General features: G+C 59.9%; 12 protein-coding genes. 7 read left to right on the top strand and 5 right to left on the bottom strand.

Going from position 1 to position 15,028, the window contains the following annotated elements:
* Positions 1-5 precede the first annotated feature (5 nt).
* The 5 genes from AU465_RS10940 to AU465_RS10960 all read left to right on the top strand — a co-directional run bounded on the left by AU465_RS10940 (position 6) and on the right by AU465_RS10960 (position 5,603).
* The gene (locus tag AU465_RS10940) at positions 6-821 is read left to right on the top strand and encodes a calcium-binding protein (RefSeq protein ID WP_192246776.1); all 816 of its coding nucleotides are present in this window, start codon (positions 6-8) and stop codon (positions 819-821) included.
* 410 nt (positions 822-1,231) lie between these two features.
* Positions 1,232-3,004, top strand: a complete 1,773-nt coding sequence (locus tag AU465_RS10945) for a type I secretion system permease/ATPase (RefSeq protein WP_246505982.1) — start codon at positions 1,232-1,234, stop codon at positions 3,002-3,004.
* Complete coding sequence (locus AU465_RS10950) at positions 2,979-4,292, top strand: HlyD family type I secretion periplasmic adaptor subunit (protein WP_192246778.1); 1,314 nt, start codon at positions 2,979-2,981, stop codon at positions 4,290-4,292. Before AU465_RS10945 ends, AU465_RS10950 begins: the two co-directional genes overlap by 26 nt.
* Before the next feature lie 449 nt (positions 4,293-4,741).
* On the top strand, positions 4,742-5,038 hold the full coding sequence (locus AU465_RS37755; protein ID WP_376774845.1) for a GNAT family protein: 297 nt from the start codon (positions 4,742-4,744) through the stop codon (positions 5,036-5,038).
* The gene (locus AU465_RS10960) at positions 4,956-5,603 is read left to right on the top strand and encodes an FkbM family methyltransferase (RefSeq protein ID WP_095492525.1); all 648 of its coding nucleotides are present in this window, start codon (positions 4,956-4,958) and stop codon (positions 5,601-5,603) included. Before AU465_RS37755 ends, AU465_RS10960 begins: the two co-directional genes overlap by 83 nt.
* Before the next feature lie 615 nt (positions 5,604-6,218).
* On the opposite strand, the gene AU465_RS10965 is transcribed toward AU465_RS10960, so the two are convergent.
* Both AU465_RS10965 and AU465_RS10970 read right to left on the bottom strand, forming a co-directional pair.
* Entirely contained in the window at positions 6,219-7,523 is a 1,305-nt protein-coding gene (locus AU465_RS10965; protein ID WP_192246782.1) for a lysine N(6)-hydroxylase/L-ornithine N(5)-oxygenase family protein, read from the bottom strand.
* A gap of 910 nt (positions 7,524-8,433) precedes the next feature.
* Positions 8,434-8,865, bottom strand: a complete 432-nt coding sequence (locus AU465_RS10970; protein WP_192246784.1) for a DoxX family protein — start codon at positions 8,863-8,865, stop codon at positions 8,434-8,436.
* A 359-nt stretch (positions 8,866-9,224) separates the two neighbouring features.
* Here AU465_RS10970 and AU465_RS10975 point away from each other — a divergent pair, with 359 nt between their 5' ends.
* Positions 9,225-10,118, top strand: a complete 894-nt coding sequence (locus AU465_RS10975) for a LysR family transcriptional regulator (protein WP_192246786.1) — start codon at positions 9,225-9,227, stop codon at positions 10,116-10,118.
* 361 nt (positions 10,119-10,479) lie between these two features.
* Here the strand turns inward: AU465_RS10975 and AU465_RS10980 are convergent, their stop codons facing one another.
* Genes AU465_RS10980 through AU465_RS10990 form a run of 3 tightly spaced genes read right to left on the bottom strand, consistent with a single transcriptional unit; the run spans position 10,480 to position 13,356 of the window.
* Complete coding sequence (locus tag AU465_RS10980) at positions 10,480-11,124, bottom strand: FMN-binding negative transcriptional regulator (protein ID WP_192246789.1); 645 nt, start codon at positions 11,122-11,124, stop codon at positions 10,480-10,482.
* A 33-nt stretch (positions 11,125-11,157) separates the two neighbouring features.
* On the bottom strand, positions 11,158-12,060 hold the full coding sequence (locus tag AU465_RS10985; RefSeq protein ID WP_192246791.1) for a dihydrodipicolinate synthase family protein: 903 nt from the start codon (positions 12,058-12,060) through the stop codon (positions 11,158-11,160).
* Between the two features lie 60 nt (positions 12,061-12,120).
* Entirely contained in the window at positions 12,121-13,356 is a 1,236-nt protein-coding gene (locus AU465_RS10990) for a trans-sulfuration enzyme family protein (RefSeq protein ID WP_192246793.1), read from the bottom strand.
* Positions 13,357-13,428: 72 nt separating this feature from the next.
* Here AU465_RS10990 and pdxR point away from each other — a divergent pair, with 72 nt between their 5' ends.
* Positions 13,429-14,967: a MocR-like pyridoxine biosynthesis transcription factor PdxR gene (gene pdxR, locus AU465_RS10995; protein ID WP_246506015.1), complete on the top strand. Its 1,539-nt coding sequence runs from the start codon at positions 13,429-13,431 to the stop codon at positions 14,965-14,967.
* Positions 14,968-15,028: the final 61 nt, after the last annotated feature.

Consider the following 15,028-nt stretch of genomic DNA (forward strand, 5'->3'; position numbering starts at 1 on the left):
TTGCGATGGCAAAAATTATCGAGGGTGGCCCGCGTTCCGAAACGCTCCTCGGCAGCGAGCTTGAGGATTGGATGGCGGGTTACGAGGGCAATGACTGGCTTGACGGCCGTGGTGGCAATGACGAAATCTCGGCTGGCGAGGGCAGTGACCAAGCCATCGGCGGCGAGGGCAGCGACCGCATCTTCGGCGAAGATGGCTGGGACCATCTCTCCGGCGACAACGGCCGCGACAAACCACGCATCGTCGGCGAGGACAATGACAAGCTCAACGGCGGTCCCGGCGAGGACGTCCTCTACGTGGGTGACGGCGAGGACACTCTGATCGGGGGCGCCGACAATGACACGTTCCTGTTCCAGTTCCACAATCCGATGTCTGGGGTCGACCCGAGGGTCGTTTGGTCGAAGCCGGACATCAGCACTATCGTCGATTTCGACCGGACGGAGGATAAGTTCGCCTTCGATGCGGTGGGCCTCGACAACGACGGCTTTGGGGCGAACTTCATCAATAACGCCAGCGTACAGTCTGGCTCCCCGGTGAGCAGCTTCTACAGCGGTGCGGCCTCGGGTGCGAACGGCGAGCACGTCGTGGTGATCACTGACGAACCTTTCACCTCTGCCTCTGCCGCCGCGAATGCGATCTCCGGCGAGGCCCCCGGCGACATCATCGTCTACCACTACAACGACGGCATCAACAGAATGGCGAATTTGGCCTATGTCACCTCCGAGAACCACGCGGAGGACTTCGTTCACCTGAGCGGTATACACAGCTTGGCCGACCTGGCCGGCATGGGCCTGACCGCGTCGGACTTCAGCTTCGTTTGATCCGGAAACCCGTACGGAACCCGCGCCCCGCCACCCCCGGCGGGCGCTTTCCTTTTCAGCTACTTGCGGCTGGCCGTGGCGCCCGAGAGCCGGCGCAGCGTGTAAGATTGATGAAGCCATGCGCGTCGCGCTGGTCGTACACCGAATCCTCCTTGAAGGGTCGAGGCGGTAAGGCTGTTCGGGCCCTTTCGGCCGGCGACGATGACATTGCCCTTCCAAAGCTTCAGCCGGACGGTGTTGTTGACCCGCTCCATCGATGCCGGGTTAACATAGTCGGCGGGAGCACTGATCCTGAATCAGCGAGCGGATGCGGTCGGTGTCGTAGGCCCGTTCGGCGAGGACTATCCGGTGCTGGATCGCCAGATCTTCACAATGCTTGTTAACGGAGGCCCTCCCTGAGTAACCATTCCTTGAACGTTTCAGCTTTGAGACCCTTCCCTCTGACTTCCACTATTTGGGGAGTTTTATTGATCAGTTGTGTGGTCAACCTGCTTGCGCTGACCTCGCCGCTGTTCATGCTGCAGGTCTACGACCGCGTTCTTGCAAGTGGCAGCGTACCGACGCTAGTGGGGCTCGTCGTGCTTGCTGCGGGGCTTTTTGCGTTCCAATGCATGCTCGACATTCTGCGCGCCCGCGTGCTGCTCCGGATCGGCGAGCGTTTCGATGGACAGTTTTCCGGACGCGTTCACGATGCTATCGTTCGCCTTCCGCTTTCAACGCGCATGCCGGGCGACGGCTTGCAGCCGCTTCGCGATCTCGACAATGTTCGCGGATTCCTAGGTGGAAACGGTCCGACCGCGTTCTTAGATCTGCCATGGATGCTGCTTTATCTTGGCATTTGCTTCCTCTTTCATTTCTGGATCGGCATGACGGCGCTTATTGGGGCGATCGTCCTCATATCTCTGACATTTCTTAACGGCCTCTCGCAGCGGCCGATACGCGATACCATTGCCCACAATATGGTCCGCAATGGCCTACTGGAAGCAGCACGCCGCAATGCCGAGGTCGTGCAAGCTCTCGGTCTCGGAAAGCGGATCGCTGCCCGATGGCACCAGGCCAATGCCAAGTATCTGGCTGCCAATCGGAAAGCAGGGGACGTCGCAGGTGGACTCGGTGGCATTTCAAAGTCGCTGCGCGTGATGCTGCAATCGGCCATTCTTGCCGTCGGCGCGTACTTGGTCATCAGGCAGGAGGCTACGGCCGGGGTCATGGTTGCCAGCTCGATCATGATGGGGCGTGCGCTGGCTCCGGTCGATCTGGCCATTTCGAACTGGAAACCCTTCCTTATGGCGCGCCAGAGTTGGGCCCGGCTGGACGACCTCATGGCAAAGGTCACTGAACCCGGCCCTGTTATGCCAATGCCTGCACCTGAACGCGAACTGCGCGTCGAAGGCGTGACAATCGTTCCGCCCGGCGAAAAGAAGCCGACCGTGACCGGCCTTGCGTTTGCCGTTCAGGCCGGAAGCGCACTCGGGGTCATCGGTGCATCGGGTTCCGGCAAGTCGACACTCTCGCGGGCCATCGTCGGCGCATGGGCGCCGGCCGCCGGAAAGGTTCGCATCGACAGCGCAAGCCTCGATCAATGGGACCGGGAAGCACTGGGCCGTCATGTCGGTTATCTGCCGCAAGGCGTTGAACTGTTCGACGGCACCATTGCCGAAAACATCGCTCGTTTTGAAAATAATCCTGACCCTGAGGCTATTGTCGCCGCGGCGAAGGCAGCGGGCACGCACGAACTGATCCTCCGATTTGAGCAGGGTTACGAAACTCCGATCGGTGAGGCCGGATCGGCACTTTCGGCCGGGCAGCGTCAGCGTATCGGTCTTGCCCGTGCTCTCTATCGCGACCCGTTCCTTGTTGTGCTTGATGAACCCAATGCCAATCTTGATGCGGAAGGCGAGGCCGCCGTCGTTGAGGCGATCGCCTCCGTCCGCGAGCGTAGGGGCGTTGCGGTTGTCGTCGCCCATCGGCCGAGCGCCATCCGCGCCGTGGATTACGTGTTGATGATGGAAGGTGGGCGGCAGAGAGCCTTCGGTCTGCGTGATGAGGTGCTTCCCAAGGTCCTGAAGGCTGGAGCGATGGCACCAGGCGCCGGGGTCACGGCCACCGGGTCGACGCAGGATAACGTGCGAGAGTGCGCTGACATGGAGGATCCCGATGTCCGGCATCGATCAGAACAATGACGTTTCCAGCTCCATTCGCCGGCACCTGTCGGCAGGCCTACTGGCGAGCGTGATCTTTGTCGGAGGAGCCGGAGTCTGGGCGGCCGTCACGGATCTCTCCGGTGCGGTTGTCGCGTCCGGACACTTTGTTGTCGATTCCTATGTGAAGAAGGTGCAGCACCCAACCGGCGGGGTGGTGGGAGAAATCCTGGTGCGCGAAGGCGATAAGGTAAAAGACGGCGACATCGTCATGCGGCTCGATGCCACCCAGACGCGCGCCAATCTCGCCATCGTCACCAAGCGGCTCGATGAGCTGGCCGCCCGGCTGGCACGGCTCGAAGCTGAGCGTGACGATCTGGCGGAGATCGCCTTCCCGGACTGGCTGCTTGCCCGCAGAGATGTTCCGGACGTAGCTTCGGCAATACATAGTGAGACGCGGCTGTTCGAATTCCGCAGACAATCCCGCGAAGGAAGGCGGGCCCAGTTAGCGGAGCGCATTACCCAATATGAGCACGAGATGGAGGGACTCCAGGCGCAGGAGATTGCCTATGAGAAAGGCATCGAGATTCTCCAAAAGGAAATTGCTGCCCTGAGTGGGTTGCGCGAACAAGGAATTGTCTCGGACCAACGCTTGAACAGCCTGAAGACGCAGGTTGTCACTTTCGGCGGCGAACGCGGTGAGAAGATCGCCTATCAGGCACAGTCGGCAGGCCGCATAACCGAAACGCGCCTGCAGATCCTGCAGATCGATCAGGATCTCAAGACGGAAGTCGGCCAGGAGCTCAGAGAGGTTCAGGCGCAAGTAGGGGAATATGTCGAGCGCAAGGTGGCGGCTGAAGACGAACTGCGACGGATCGATATTGTCGCGCCGCAATCGGGCATCGTTCAACAACTCGCAGTTCATACGATCGGCGGAGTGATCACGCCCGCCGATCCGATTATGCTAATTGTGCCAGAAGGCGACGATCTCGCGCTGGAATTGCGGATCACCCCCAAGGACATCGATCAAATCCAGCTTGGTCACAAGGCCGTGCTGCGGATGTCAGCCTTCAATCTGAGAACCACGCCCGAATTGAACGGATATGTCAGCCGGATCGCAGCCGATCTGGCGACGGACGAAAAGACCGGCATTTCCTATTATCTGGTGCGCATATCGGTCCCGCATGCGGAACTGACAAAGCTCAAGGACCTGACGCTCGTGCCTGGCATGCCGGCCGAAGCAATGGTCCAGACGAGTGAGCGTACGGCGCTTTCCTATCTTGTGAAGCCGCTATCCGACCAAATCAGTCGGGCATTCCGCGAGGAATAGAATATTAGACCTTTTTGCTGCTGACGTCTTATTTTAAGATAACTGGAGTGTAAGACTAAGGCAGAGAATTCCGTAATGTTCACTGGTATTTCAACGTCTCGAGAATGCTTTCTATACCTGTCGCCGAAGTTTTAGATCTAGCGCAAGGTGGAGGTTTATTGCCTATACGAGAAGAAACGGATTGAGAGATTCTTCATGTTCCACTGAAGTGCAGACGCGGCGGGCGTCGAGATCCGTCTGATCTGAAACGTCATCATTCGACGGACACCGTCGTGATCGGGTCCGCGTAAGCGCCACCCGGCGAAGCGTAGTCCTCTCCCGGCCAATCACAGGTGCATGGCTTGCCAAACATCCATCGTGCGGATGCGTTCCATCAATACAATCGATTTTACGAATTATAGAGAATAGCGGATATGAAAACGTCGGCCGGGAGAACAGGTCTACTGAGAATGCGAGCTCCCACTCGCCGACCAGTCAAACTGTCCAACTTCTTCCGAAAGATTCATGGACCGACCGGCGCGGTCGAGGCGGGATCATTCGAAACAAATCGCAGTTGGCTGGCGCTAGCCCCCGGAGTTCCGGTTGATATACCTTCCAGGGATGTCGCGTGTGCAATTGAGGCGTTGAGGGTAAAGTTCGATGGAAATACATATGCAGGAACCGATCTCTTCATTAAAAGTACATCGGCATATCGTTTCACTACTGCAAAAACCCGATCCCGTCATCTTGGACATCGGCTGCAATGACGGAACCGATACGCGACGTTTTCTCAGGCTTTGCCCGAAGGCTCAGCTCTACTGCTTTGAGCCAGACCCTCGCGCGGCTGCTCGCTTTAAGAAAAACATGAATCCGTACCTGGACAAGGTGAAACTGTTTGAAATCGCGCTCAGCAACCGAAATGGCACGATTGATTTCCATCCAAGCAATGGAGAAGGAAGCGCAAAGGAATGGGACCAATCTGGCTCGATACGCCGACCCAAGAATCATCTTGTCGAACATGCTTGGGTTCGGTTCGATCGCCCCATCTCAGTTGAAACTCGAAGGCTTGACGACTGGTGCAGCGAAGCGAACCTGAACAAGATCGATTTCATCTGGATGGATGTGCAGGGAGCCGAGTCAGATGTCATTGCTGGCGGCAGACAGACCTTGAGCAACACGCGCTTTATCTACACGGAATATAGCGACCACGAGCTCTATGAAGGGCAGCTGTCCCTGCAAGCCATTCTTGATCTTTTGCCTTCGTTCGAATTGGTGACCCGCTATCCACGCGGAGTGGAGGGCGATGTTTTGCTTAGGAATACGAGCCTCTAGAACAGGCCCGTTCTGCTTCTGTCCTGCTGCAGCCCTCCATCCTCATTGGAGATCCACAAGCGGCTGGATTTGGGTGCGAGGATCGCACCGTGAGCGGTCGCAGCATGCTTGATTGGACCGAAGCCTGGTTGCCTTGCAGATCCGCCGGAAACAGGTTCTGCGAGGCGAGGCAAGGGAATTGGTCCCCGTGAAGGACTCGAATTTTCAGCTTGGGGCCACCTGAACCGCGGCCTTCGCCGAGCTCGGTGAATCGAACGGAATCATGGATGAGCAGTCGCACGGCATCTTTTCACTGACCAGGCGCAATCGCGAGAGGATGTTGCCACACATGATCGCGACCGCCGCTGCGCTCGAGGTTTGCGACCAGGCACGGGGATTTTGTCTGCTCGGCTGCAGCCAGTCGGCCCTCGATACCATCGCCGCGATCCGCGCAAACATTCGATACTTTGCGCCGACTCTGGCGCGCTCGCCGTGCCCCATAGGGGAAATGCACGCCCCCAGAATAATGCGATGCGCCGATGGGTCCAAGGGCTTGTTCAGTCGCGCCGGCCTTCGCCGCAGCGGAGGCGGACATCATTCCTTGGATGCCACCGCCGATGATCAGTAGTCGACGAGTCATATCCCACTGCCCATTTCTTCGGACACGGGTTCGGGCCAGCTCTCGATGGAGGTACGGCTGATGAAGCCAGGGTGCTCGGGTTTCGCGCATGGCGCGCGCCCCAGAAGGCTGTCGAGGATGCGACGCGCGCGCCAGGCCAGCAGGTTTAGGTTCGGATCAGCCAGCCCGCGCTGCCCGAGGCTCGCGTTCTGTATGAAGACGCTTCTGTCACGCGGTCCGTCCCAGCACACCGAAAAATCCTCGCGAAGGGCCAACTCATTCTCGATCTGCTCCAGGCGGTCGGCGATCGGTTCCAAGAAGTCTGGCAGGGCGTTCTGGTAACCGGTAGCCAGGATGACGATGTCGGCCGTAACTTCTCCGACATCGTCCATGCCGCGCTGCAGGGTCAGCCTGTGACCCGCCCCGGCGTTGATGCAGCGCGAAACGTTGCAACCCGGCCGTAGTGTGATGTCGCATTGGTTTGGCTCGAGAAATGCGTGGCGGTATAGCGCCTGATAGATCGCGCGTAACGTGGTTTCCGAAATGCCGTCCGAGGCAGGCACGAAACGACGCAAAAGCAGCTTGCGCTGCGACTCGCTCATCGCCGCGAAACGATCCGAAAAGCAGGGCATGAACAACTCGTTTGTGAACGGGCTGTTGTCGAGAGGCAGGTAGTTTTCGCGCTGCGAGACCCAAGTGATCGAGGCGGGCCGCCGTTCTTTCGGCAGGCCGACAAGGTGTAACAGCACCTCGGCTCCCGACTGGCCTCCGCCAACCACGCAGACATGCTTTTTCCGCACCTCAGGATGGATGTGCAATAAAATCGATGAGTGGAACAGGTTGCGTCCAATCCAGCCCTGAAACTGAGGCGGAATTTGCGCCTGCTTGCCAATGCCGACCACGACGTTTCTGGCGCCGAGAACCGCGTTATCCGTCCGCACCCGAAACTCGCCGTCAAAGCGGATTTCGCGCACCGTCTCGCCGCCACGGACAAGTGGGTTCCTGTGGAAGGCCCAGTTCAGATATTGCTCGAACTCAGCTCTGAGCACGGCCTCGAATTGTGCGTTCAGGAAGTGGTACAGACGCCCGTTCTGGTACAGGTAGTTTATGAAAGTGTAGGCTGATCGCGGATTCACCAGCGTGACCAGATCCTTGAAGTGGCTGACCTGGAGCTCCGAGGAATCGAATGCGATGCCTGGATGCCAGCGGAAGTCGACCTGCCGATCCAGGAACAGCGCCCCTTGCCCAATTTCTTCGTGTATCTGACACGCAAGACTCAAATTAGACGGCCCGGCGCCGACCCCAACGCAAGAAAGCTCCACTTGCTTTGCTCCTATTGGTGTTTCCCAAACCAAGCGGCATGTTCGCGGCGAATATCGGCCATAGCCATTGGGCTTACTCCCCTCTCGCGGGCACTCTCGAGCGGCGGTCCCGACCGGATGTGCGAGTAAGCCAAAGGCCTGCGCGCCTCCGAGCCGTCGAAGGTTGGCGATATCGACAGCGGCGCGGCGTCATCCGGGTCTGGCACGGAACCGCTATGTGATACTGTCGGGCGCATCTTACGCGGCTACTGGCGGCTGCCCCGACCGTAGGAATGGCTGTTTCCCGGCCGCGACGGAAGCGGCCCTATCCATGTACAGGCCCTGTATTCGGCCTTCCGCCGGCCTGGCGGCACCCGAGAGCGCAGTCTTCACGGCGGCGACGGCATTTTCGGTCAGCATGATCATGGGACAACGTCTCGCTGATGCGTTCGGAGACCCCCGTGCAAAGACCGAGCCAGAGACGAAAATTTTATTAAAGCAATGAGTTAGCGGATTTACTGTCCAATCGGAAATCCGACACTGTCGGAAATCCGACATTGATCAGAAGGCGGACGCCTCACGGCGGCGCCCCTCCCCCGCTGCCGGGCATACGGGTCACGTACCACGGGGGTCGACCGAATTAAGCTTGGCGGAGAGACATAGAGACGGGAAGACGGAACTTGTCGAAGTAGTATGCGCAGGGCTTGTTGGACCGCCGGGTGTCCTGACATGCGCCAGATCCCCGTTGGCGAACCGGCGGCAACCGCTGCACTAACGGCGGCGGACCTCGGCAAGCCGCCGATTGATCGGCGGGCTCCGCAAGATCGGCGATCTCGCCGAAGAAGTTCAGCCTGCCCGAGGACTTCAGGACTGTGACGGGCGCATGATGGCGCAGTAATCGAACAGCTTGCGGTTCCACTCTCTCGGACTCTCACCCGCGCGGCGGAATTGGCGCCTTCTTACCGCGGCCCCAAAGGATGAACATTGAAAGGGCGAGTAGGATGATGTTGAGCGGCACGACCGAGGCCTCGCCACGAGACAAATGAAAGATTATCGCAGCAATTTGCAGCAGCACACAACCAAGTGCAGCCAGAACGGTGAGGCGTGGCTGAATCCGAGTTAGCGCAGGCAAAAGCACGCCAAACCCGCCCGCAATGTCGATGAGGCCCATAAGGTGCAGGAACCATGGGGGCACTGCGCCGGGCCAGACCCACATTGCCGCCAATTGATCGACCGGCATGAACAGCTTCATGCCGCCAAACAGGGTAAAGGACGTAAAAACGAGCAATTGGGCGACCCACAGCCCGGCTCGCAGCGGCTTCCCTGCCGGCTGTGTTGGCGCAAAACTCAAGGTATTTGACATGCGATAACTCCATAAGGCTGAAAAGCACCACCTCTCGGGGCGCAAGCAAGTAGCCAGCACATACGCCGGCTGGGTTACTTCCTGTTCGAGTGATTTTAGTTCGCAGCACCACCAAAGAAAGCGATCAAATTTCGGTGCAGTCATTCAAATAAACTGATATAGTCGCTGTACATGGCGATCCGAACGGAAATGGCCCTATGCCGACGATCTGCGGCGCTGGTCCTTGCAGAGGCTTCTGGCCAACAATCGATGGAAGCGAAGTCAGGGATGACTGGGGCTGTGGGGCAGATGGCCACGCGCACTCGGCATCGGGAATCGCGGATGGTCTCTGAAAAGCGTTCAGATCTTTGGGCATGACTATGGACGCGCTCACCCTCGATCAATTCCTGGTATTCGTCACGATCGTCGAAGAAGGCAGCTTTGCCGCAGCTGCTCGGCGAATGAACCGGGCGCAATCCGCGATCACCTACACCATTCAGAAACTGGAGGAACAGAGCGGGTTCCCTCTTTTTGATCGCTCCGCCTATCGCCCGGCACTCACGGAAGCGGGCAAAGCCTTGTTACCGCGCGCACGGCGGATTCTTGACGACGTCGCAGATTGGCGGCACCAGGCGCAAGGAATTTCAAAGGGGCTCGAGGCAGAACTCACCCTGGCGGTTGTCTCCTACACGCCAGCGATCCTCCTGAGCCGTGTGCTTGGGGAATTCACCCAGGCTTTCCCTTTCGTCGAAATTCGCATCTTGACCGAAACCTTCGATGCAGCGGCCAAAGCCTTACGCGATGGAACAGCTGACCTGGGTTTGCTTGCCGAGCGCCAACCTGATGAATTCGAGCGGCGGGTGTGCGGGCGGATCGATCTCGTTCCGGTCGCGGCACCAACGCATCCGCTTGGCAAAATTGACGGGCCATTCAGCGCAACGATCCTGCGGGACTACACCCAATTGGTTATTAGCCCGGCCCCCCAGGTTGACAGTGGGCGAGACTATGGCGTGCATGCAGCCAACCGGTGGCGCGTCAACGACCTTCAGACGAAATACGACCTCATCCTCGCCGGCGTCGGCTGGGGTTCAATGCCACGGTCACGGGTTGAGGGAGATATTGCCGCCGCACGGTTGATCGAGCTGAGACCAGAAAGCTGGGAGGGCTCTGATGTGATGCCAAGCTTCCCATTGGTTATCGCCTACAGGAAGGAAAAGGCACTGGGTCCCGCTGCAGTGTGGCTGATCGAAAAATTCGTTTCCCAAAGATGGTAGCGCGAATTGGAGGTCAGTCCGCGAAAAGGTGGTTTTTCTTATGCTCGTTCGACCGCAAGGGCTGCGGCCCGAGACAGCTTCCTCGGGGGCGATGATTTCGAGCAGGCTTTCCACCGAATAGACGGTCACGTCCTCACCAGCGCACGAGCCTCGATGACTGGCACGGAGCGGCGATATCGGTTCGCTGCTCGGCGGTGTCACCGCCGCGCGCCATGGGCCTGCGCCCCTCTGCATTCTGGGGCCATTGCGCCCGCCGTGGCGATGTTCCTGCTCTCCGCGCTGGCTGGCTCTCATCGTTGGGTCTCCGCGTCCAGCAGGGCAAGCTTCACTGATAGTCGTCACGATGCGATGGGGCAATTCCTCAGCCCTGTTCGGACTTCCAGGCGGCGGCCGCAAGCATCGCTTCGCCTATGTGCCGGTCGCCTTGGGCGTTCAGCATTTCGCCAGCATTGCGAATATCGCGGGGTTCCTTGTTCTGGCTGAGCTTGGCTTTGCCGACAAGGCGGGTGATCTCGATCTCCAGTCCGACGATCGCCTTGACCATTGTGTCGATAAAGTCCCTAGGCGCGTCGCCCATCTTCCAAGGGACAGGCTGGGCTGCCTCGTGCCTGCGGGTCAGTCTGGCGACATTGTGACGGACATAGCTCTCGTCGTCACGGACTGTGATCCGTCCGTATGCATGGGCAACGAGGTAGTTCCAGGTCGGCACCTGCCGGTGGAACTCCTGCTTGCTCGGATACCATTGCGGCGAGACATAGGCGTCGGCCGCGCGGAACACGACGAGCACCTCATCGCCGGTCGACACGTCCTGCCAGACCGGGTTGTTACGGGCGACGTGGCAGTTCAGAGCGCCGTGCCTTCCCTGCGCCCGGTCGAGTTCGAAGGGAATGTGATTGGCATCGAGCCCGCTCCTGCCATGGGTGATCAATACGCCAAGGGCGCTCGTCTCTATCAGATCGTGGAGAGCCTCTTGGCTAGGTTCGTCGAAATGTGGGGGTACGTACATCACGGTTCCTTCACTGTCGGCCGGTTTCGCCGTTCATTGAGCAATGCCCGCCGGCAGGCGTTTCAGCGCCTCGACGATCTGACGCTTTGCGACAGCCGGGAGCGACAGGATCGGGCTCGGAGGTTCGGCGCGGCAAATGTCGAGCAATTCGGCGAGCACATAGACGACGCGAAGGCTGGAGAACTGCTTGAAGAGATCCCAGATTGGCGTCAATGCGGCGTCGAGGCGGCGTGCTTCGATCGCATCGCCCGCCTGCGACGCCCTGACAATCTCTATGCAGACCTCGGGCAGGATGCCGGCCAGCACGCTGTACCAGGTGTCGGCTCCGGCGATCATCGCTTCGGTGGCATTCCAATCGCCGCTGTAGCCGATCGAAAAGCCTTCCGGCACGATGCTCCTCTGCCCGGCCAGATGGCTTCGGATTTTGTCGCTCTTGTCCGTTGGATTCTTGATGGCGACGATCCCCGGCACCTTGGCCAAGCGGCTGACAAGTGCTGGAGTGAAATGGAAATGCGTCGTTCCGGGATTGTCGTAGATGACAATCGGAAGGCCACCTTCGCGCGCCACGGTCGAGAAATGTTCGAAGACCTCGTCATCGGTGAGCGGGGTGTACGAGACAGCCGCGAGCAAACCCGCGGCAGCGCCGAGGGCCTTGGCGTCCTGCGCGAGCCTTACCGCCTCGTCGGTGCGTAGCGCGCCCACGCCCACCACGACCGGCGTCTGCCCATCGGCTGCCTCCAAAGCCTCGGCAAGGGCCCGTCGCCGCTCTTCGCGCGTGAGGTAAATGTAGGTCCCGGTGCTGCCGAGAAGGCCGATGGAATCGACCTTTGCGGCGCAAAGCCGTGTAATCAGCTTGCGCAGGGCCTTGGTATCGACGCGGCCGTCACGATCACTCGGCGTGATGGGGAATGCGGAAAGCCCGCTCAGGAATGCCATTGCGTTGCTCCAAATTTCTGCATGGGCGCCAGTGTTGGAAGCGAGATGGGAACCGGCTTATCAGAGCAGTTCCAGTGCCTGCCTCAGATCGGCGATCAAGTCGCCGGCGTCCTCCAGACCGACCGAGAGACGCATGAGGTCCTCGCCGACGCCATCGGCAAGATGAGCATCCTTGCGGATGCTCTTACGGGCTCGTGTCAGACTCGCCGGATGGTAGATGAGGCTGTCAGCATCACCGAGGCTGACCGCTCGGGTGACCAGGGTGAGCCGGTCCATCATGCGGCGCGCGCCCTCGAACCCGGCGTGGAGGCCGAAAGCCAACATGCCTGATCCCTGGGACATCTGCTTTCGGGCAATCGCCTGATCGGGATGCGAGTCGAGGAACGGGTAGCTCACCCATGCCACCGCAGGATGCGCCTCGAGCGCTTGCGCGGTCGAAAGAGCCGTCGCGCTGTGTCGCTCCATGCGGAGCGCGAGCGTCTTGAGCCCGCGCAGGATCAGGAACGCCGAGAGTGGTGATAGTGCGGCACCGGTGATATAGCGCAGACCCGTTTCGTGCAGCGTGTGAAGTGTTTTCGCGTCACCCAAGATCGCCCCGCCGAGAGCATCGCCGTGGCCATTGATATACTTCGTCAGCGAGTGGATGACGATATCGGCCCCGTGTTCCAGCGGCCGCTGGAGCGCGGGCGAGGCAAAGGTGCTGTCCACCGCTACCTTCACGCCGCGCGCGTGTGCGCGTTCGGCGATTTCGGCGATGTCGAGGATGCGGCTCAGCGGGTTGACCGGGGTCTCGAAGAAAACAAGCCGGGTCCGGTCAGTGATCGCGCCATCGAGATTGTTTGGCTCGGACAGATCGACCGCGACGACCTTGATCCCAAAACGCGGGACCGCCTGTTCGACCATGGCGAGCGTGTTCGCGTAAAGGGTCTTGTGGACGATGAGTTCGTCGCCCTGTGACAGCAGCGACAGGATCAGCGTGCCGAAGGCAGCCATCCCGGATGCCACGACCAGACCCGCCTCGGCCCCCTCCAGATTGGCGAGCCGTTTCTCGAGGATTTCCGTCGTCGGATTGTATTCGCGAGCGTAAAGCCTGCCGCCGAGCGCGGCTGCAGCCTCATTAGCCGCCACGCTCTCAAAGCCATATGTGGACGTCAGGAAGACCGGAGGCTGGACTGCGTTCGAAAATCCGACCGGATCGTAGCCAAAATGGATTGCGCGGGTGTCGAAGCCGAGGTCAGCGTCGCTCCGCGACCGCTCCGGAGCATTCATTTTAGTTCGATCGGTCGTGCTGGTCATCGGTCTGTGGTGTCCTCTTGGATTTTCGGCAGAATGCGCTCAAACTGGTTTATATGAAATGTCCAGTTGGCGATGATTGAAATGGTCCAGTCTCAAGATCCCGGCTCTGCGGGTGAGCACGCGATGGGTGCGCGCCAGATTTACATGGCGCTTCGAGACCAGATTCTTGGCGGTGTTTATGAAACCGGCAGTCAGTTGCCGTCGTCGCGGGGCCTCGCAAATGAACTCGGCGTTTCGCGAACGACTGTCACCGTCGCCTACGAGCAGTTGACCGCAGAAGGTTTCATTGAAGTCCGTCAAGGCGCACGACCTCGCGTTGCATCTTCGCTGATCGGTCACCAGGCGAGCAGCACCGTCTCAAAACGCGCCGGCCCGATTCATCTTTCCACCTACGGCGAGAGACTGCGCGCCAGTTCGCCTTGGCCAGATTACCTGCCTAACCGGTTGAAAGTGGATTTCCGTTATGGCGACCTCTCGCCGTCCGATTTTCCGGCGCTGATGTGGAAGCGCGCCATGAACACGGCGATGTCGCAACGCCCCGGGCGCCTGGCTTATGACGATCCGCGCGGATCGCCTCGCCTGCGCCAGGCGCTGCAGGGATATTTGTGGCGCGCCCGAACCCTAAGCTGCGAGGTCGAGCAGATCATTATCGCAAGCGGCTCGCAGCAGGGTCTCGACCTTTGTGCGCGCTTGCTGCTCGATCCTGCCGACAGCTTCGTGGTCGAGGACCCGTGCTATAGGATGGCGCGCCAGGTCTTTGCCAGCACAGGCGCGAGGCCTGTTTCTGTCGCCGTCGATGGAGACGGGATGAAGACGGAGCTACTTGATGGGATCACGGCGCGGCTGGCCTATGTCACGCCGTCGCATCAGTTTCCGCTCGGCGGCGTCTTGCCGGTCTCGCGCCGGTATCAGCTCCTCGAATGGGCCCGGCGCAACGACGCCTATGTGATCGAGGACGACTACGATGGCGAGTACCGCTACGACATTCGTCCGGTACCCCCGCTGCACAAGCTGGAGGACCGCAGTTCCGTCATCTATCTAGGTACGATCTCCAAGACGCTGTCGCCGATGCTGCGCATTGGCTATCTCGTTGTCCCCCCGGAATTGCAAGACGTCTTCGCGACGGCCAAGCAGCTTCTGGACAGGCATTCTCCGGTGGCGGAGCAGGAGGCCCTGGCCTCGCTCATTGAGAGCGGCGGCTATGAAAGCCATGTGCGCCGCGTCCGCCGTCTGAACGGCGAGCGCCGAGAGACCCTGCTCGCCGCCCTTCGACGCGCGTTCGCAGACCGCATCGTCATCGAAGGCGCTGATGCCGGGCTGCATGTCGTCGTCTGGTTCAAGGACCTCCGTCGGTCGTTGGAGGACGTGCTGGTTGAAGAGGCGCGACGAGGAGGCGTGGGTGTCTATTCAATATCGCCGCTCTACGGCCGGGAAACGGATGAAGACCGCGCCGACCGGATCGGATTGGTGATGGGCTATTCCGCCTTGACCACAGGGCAAATCGAGAACGGCGTTCGACTCCTCACGGATGCTGTCGAACGGGTGAGAAGGAACTCTCCGGACACTTCGGCTGCACCCAAGGTGTCGGCCGGCACGGCGAAACGGGCCTGACTTATGACGTTCGGCGATCTGCGGATTGCTGACTGGATCAGGCAAAATCGCAAAAACTGGC

This window comes from Mesorhizobium silamurunense (assembly GCF_014843905.1).
In the GTDB taxonomy this organism is placed as follows: domain Bacteria; phylum Pseudomonadota; class Alphaproteobacteria; order Rhizobiales; family Rhizobiaceae; genus Mesorhizobium; species Mesorhizobium silamurunense.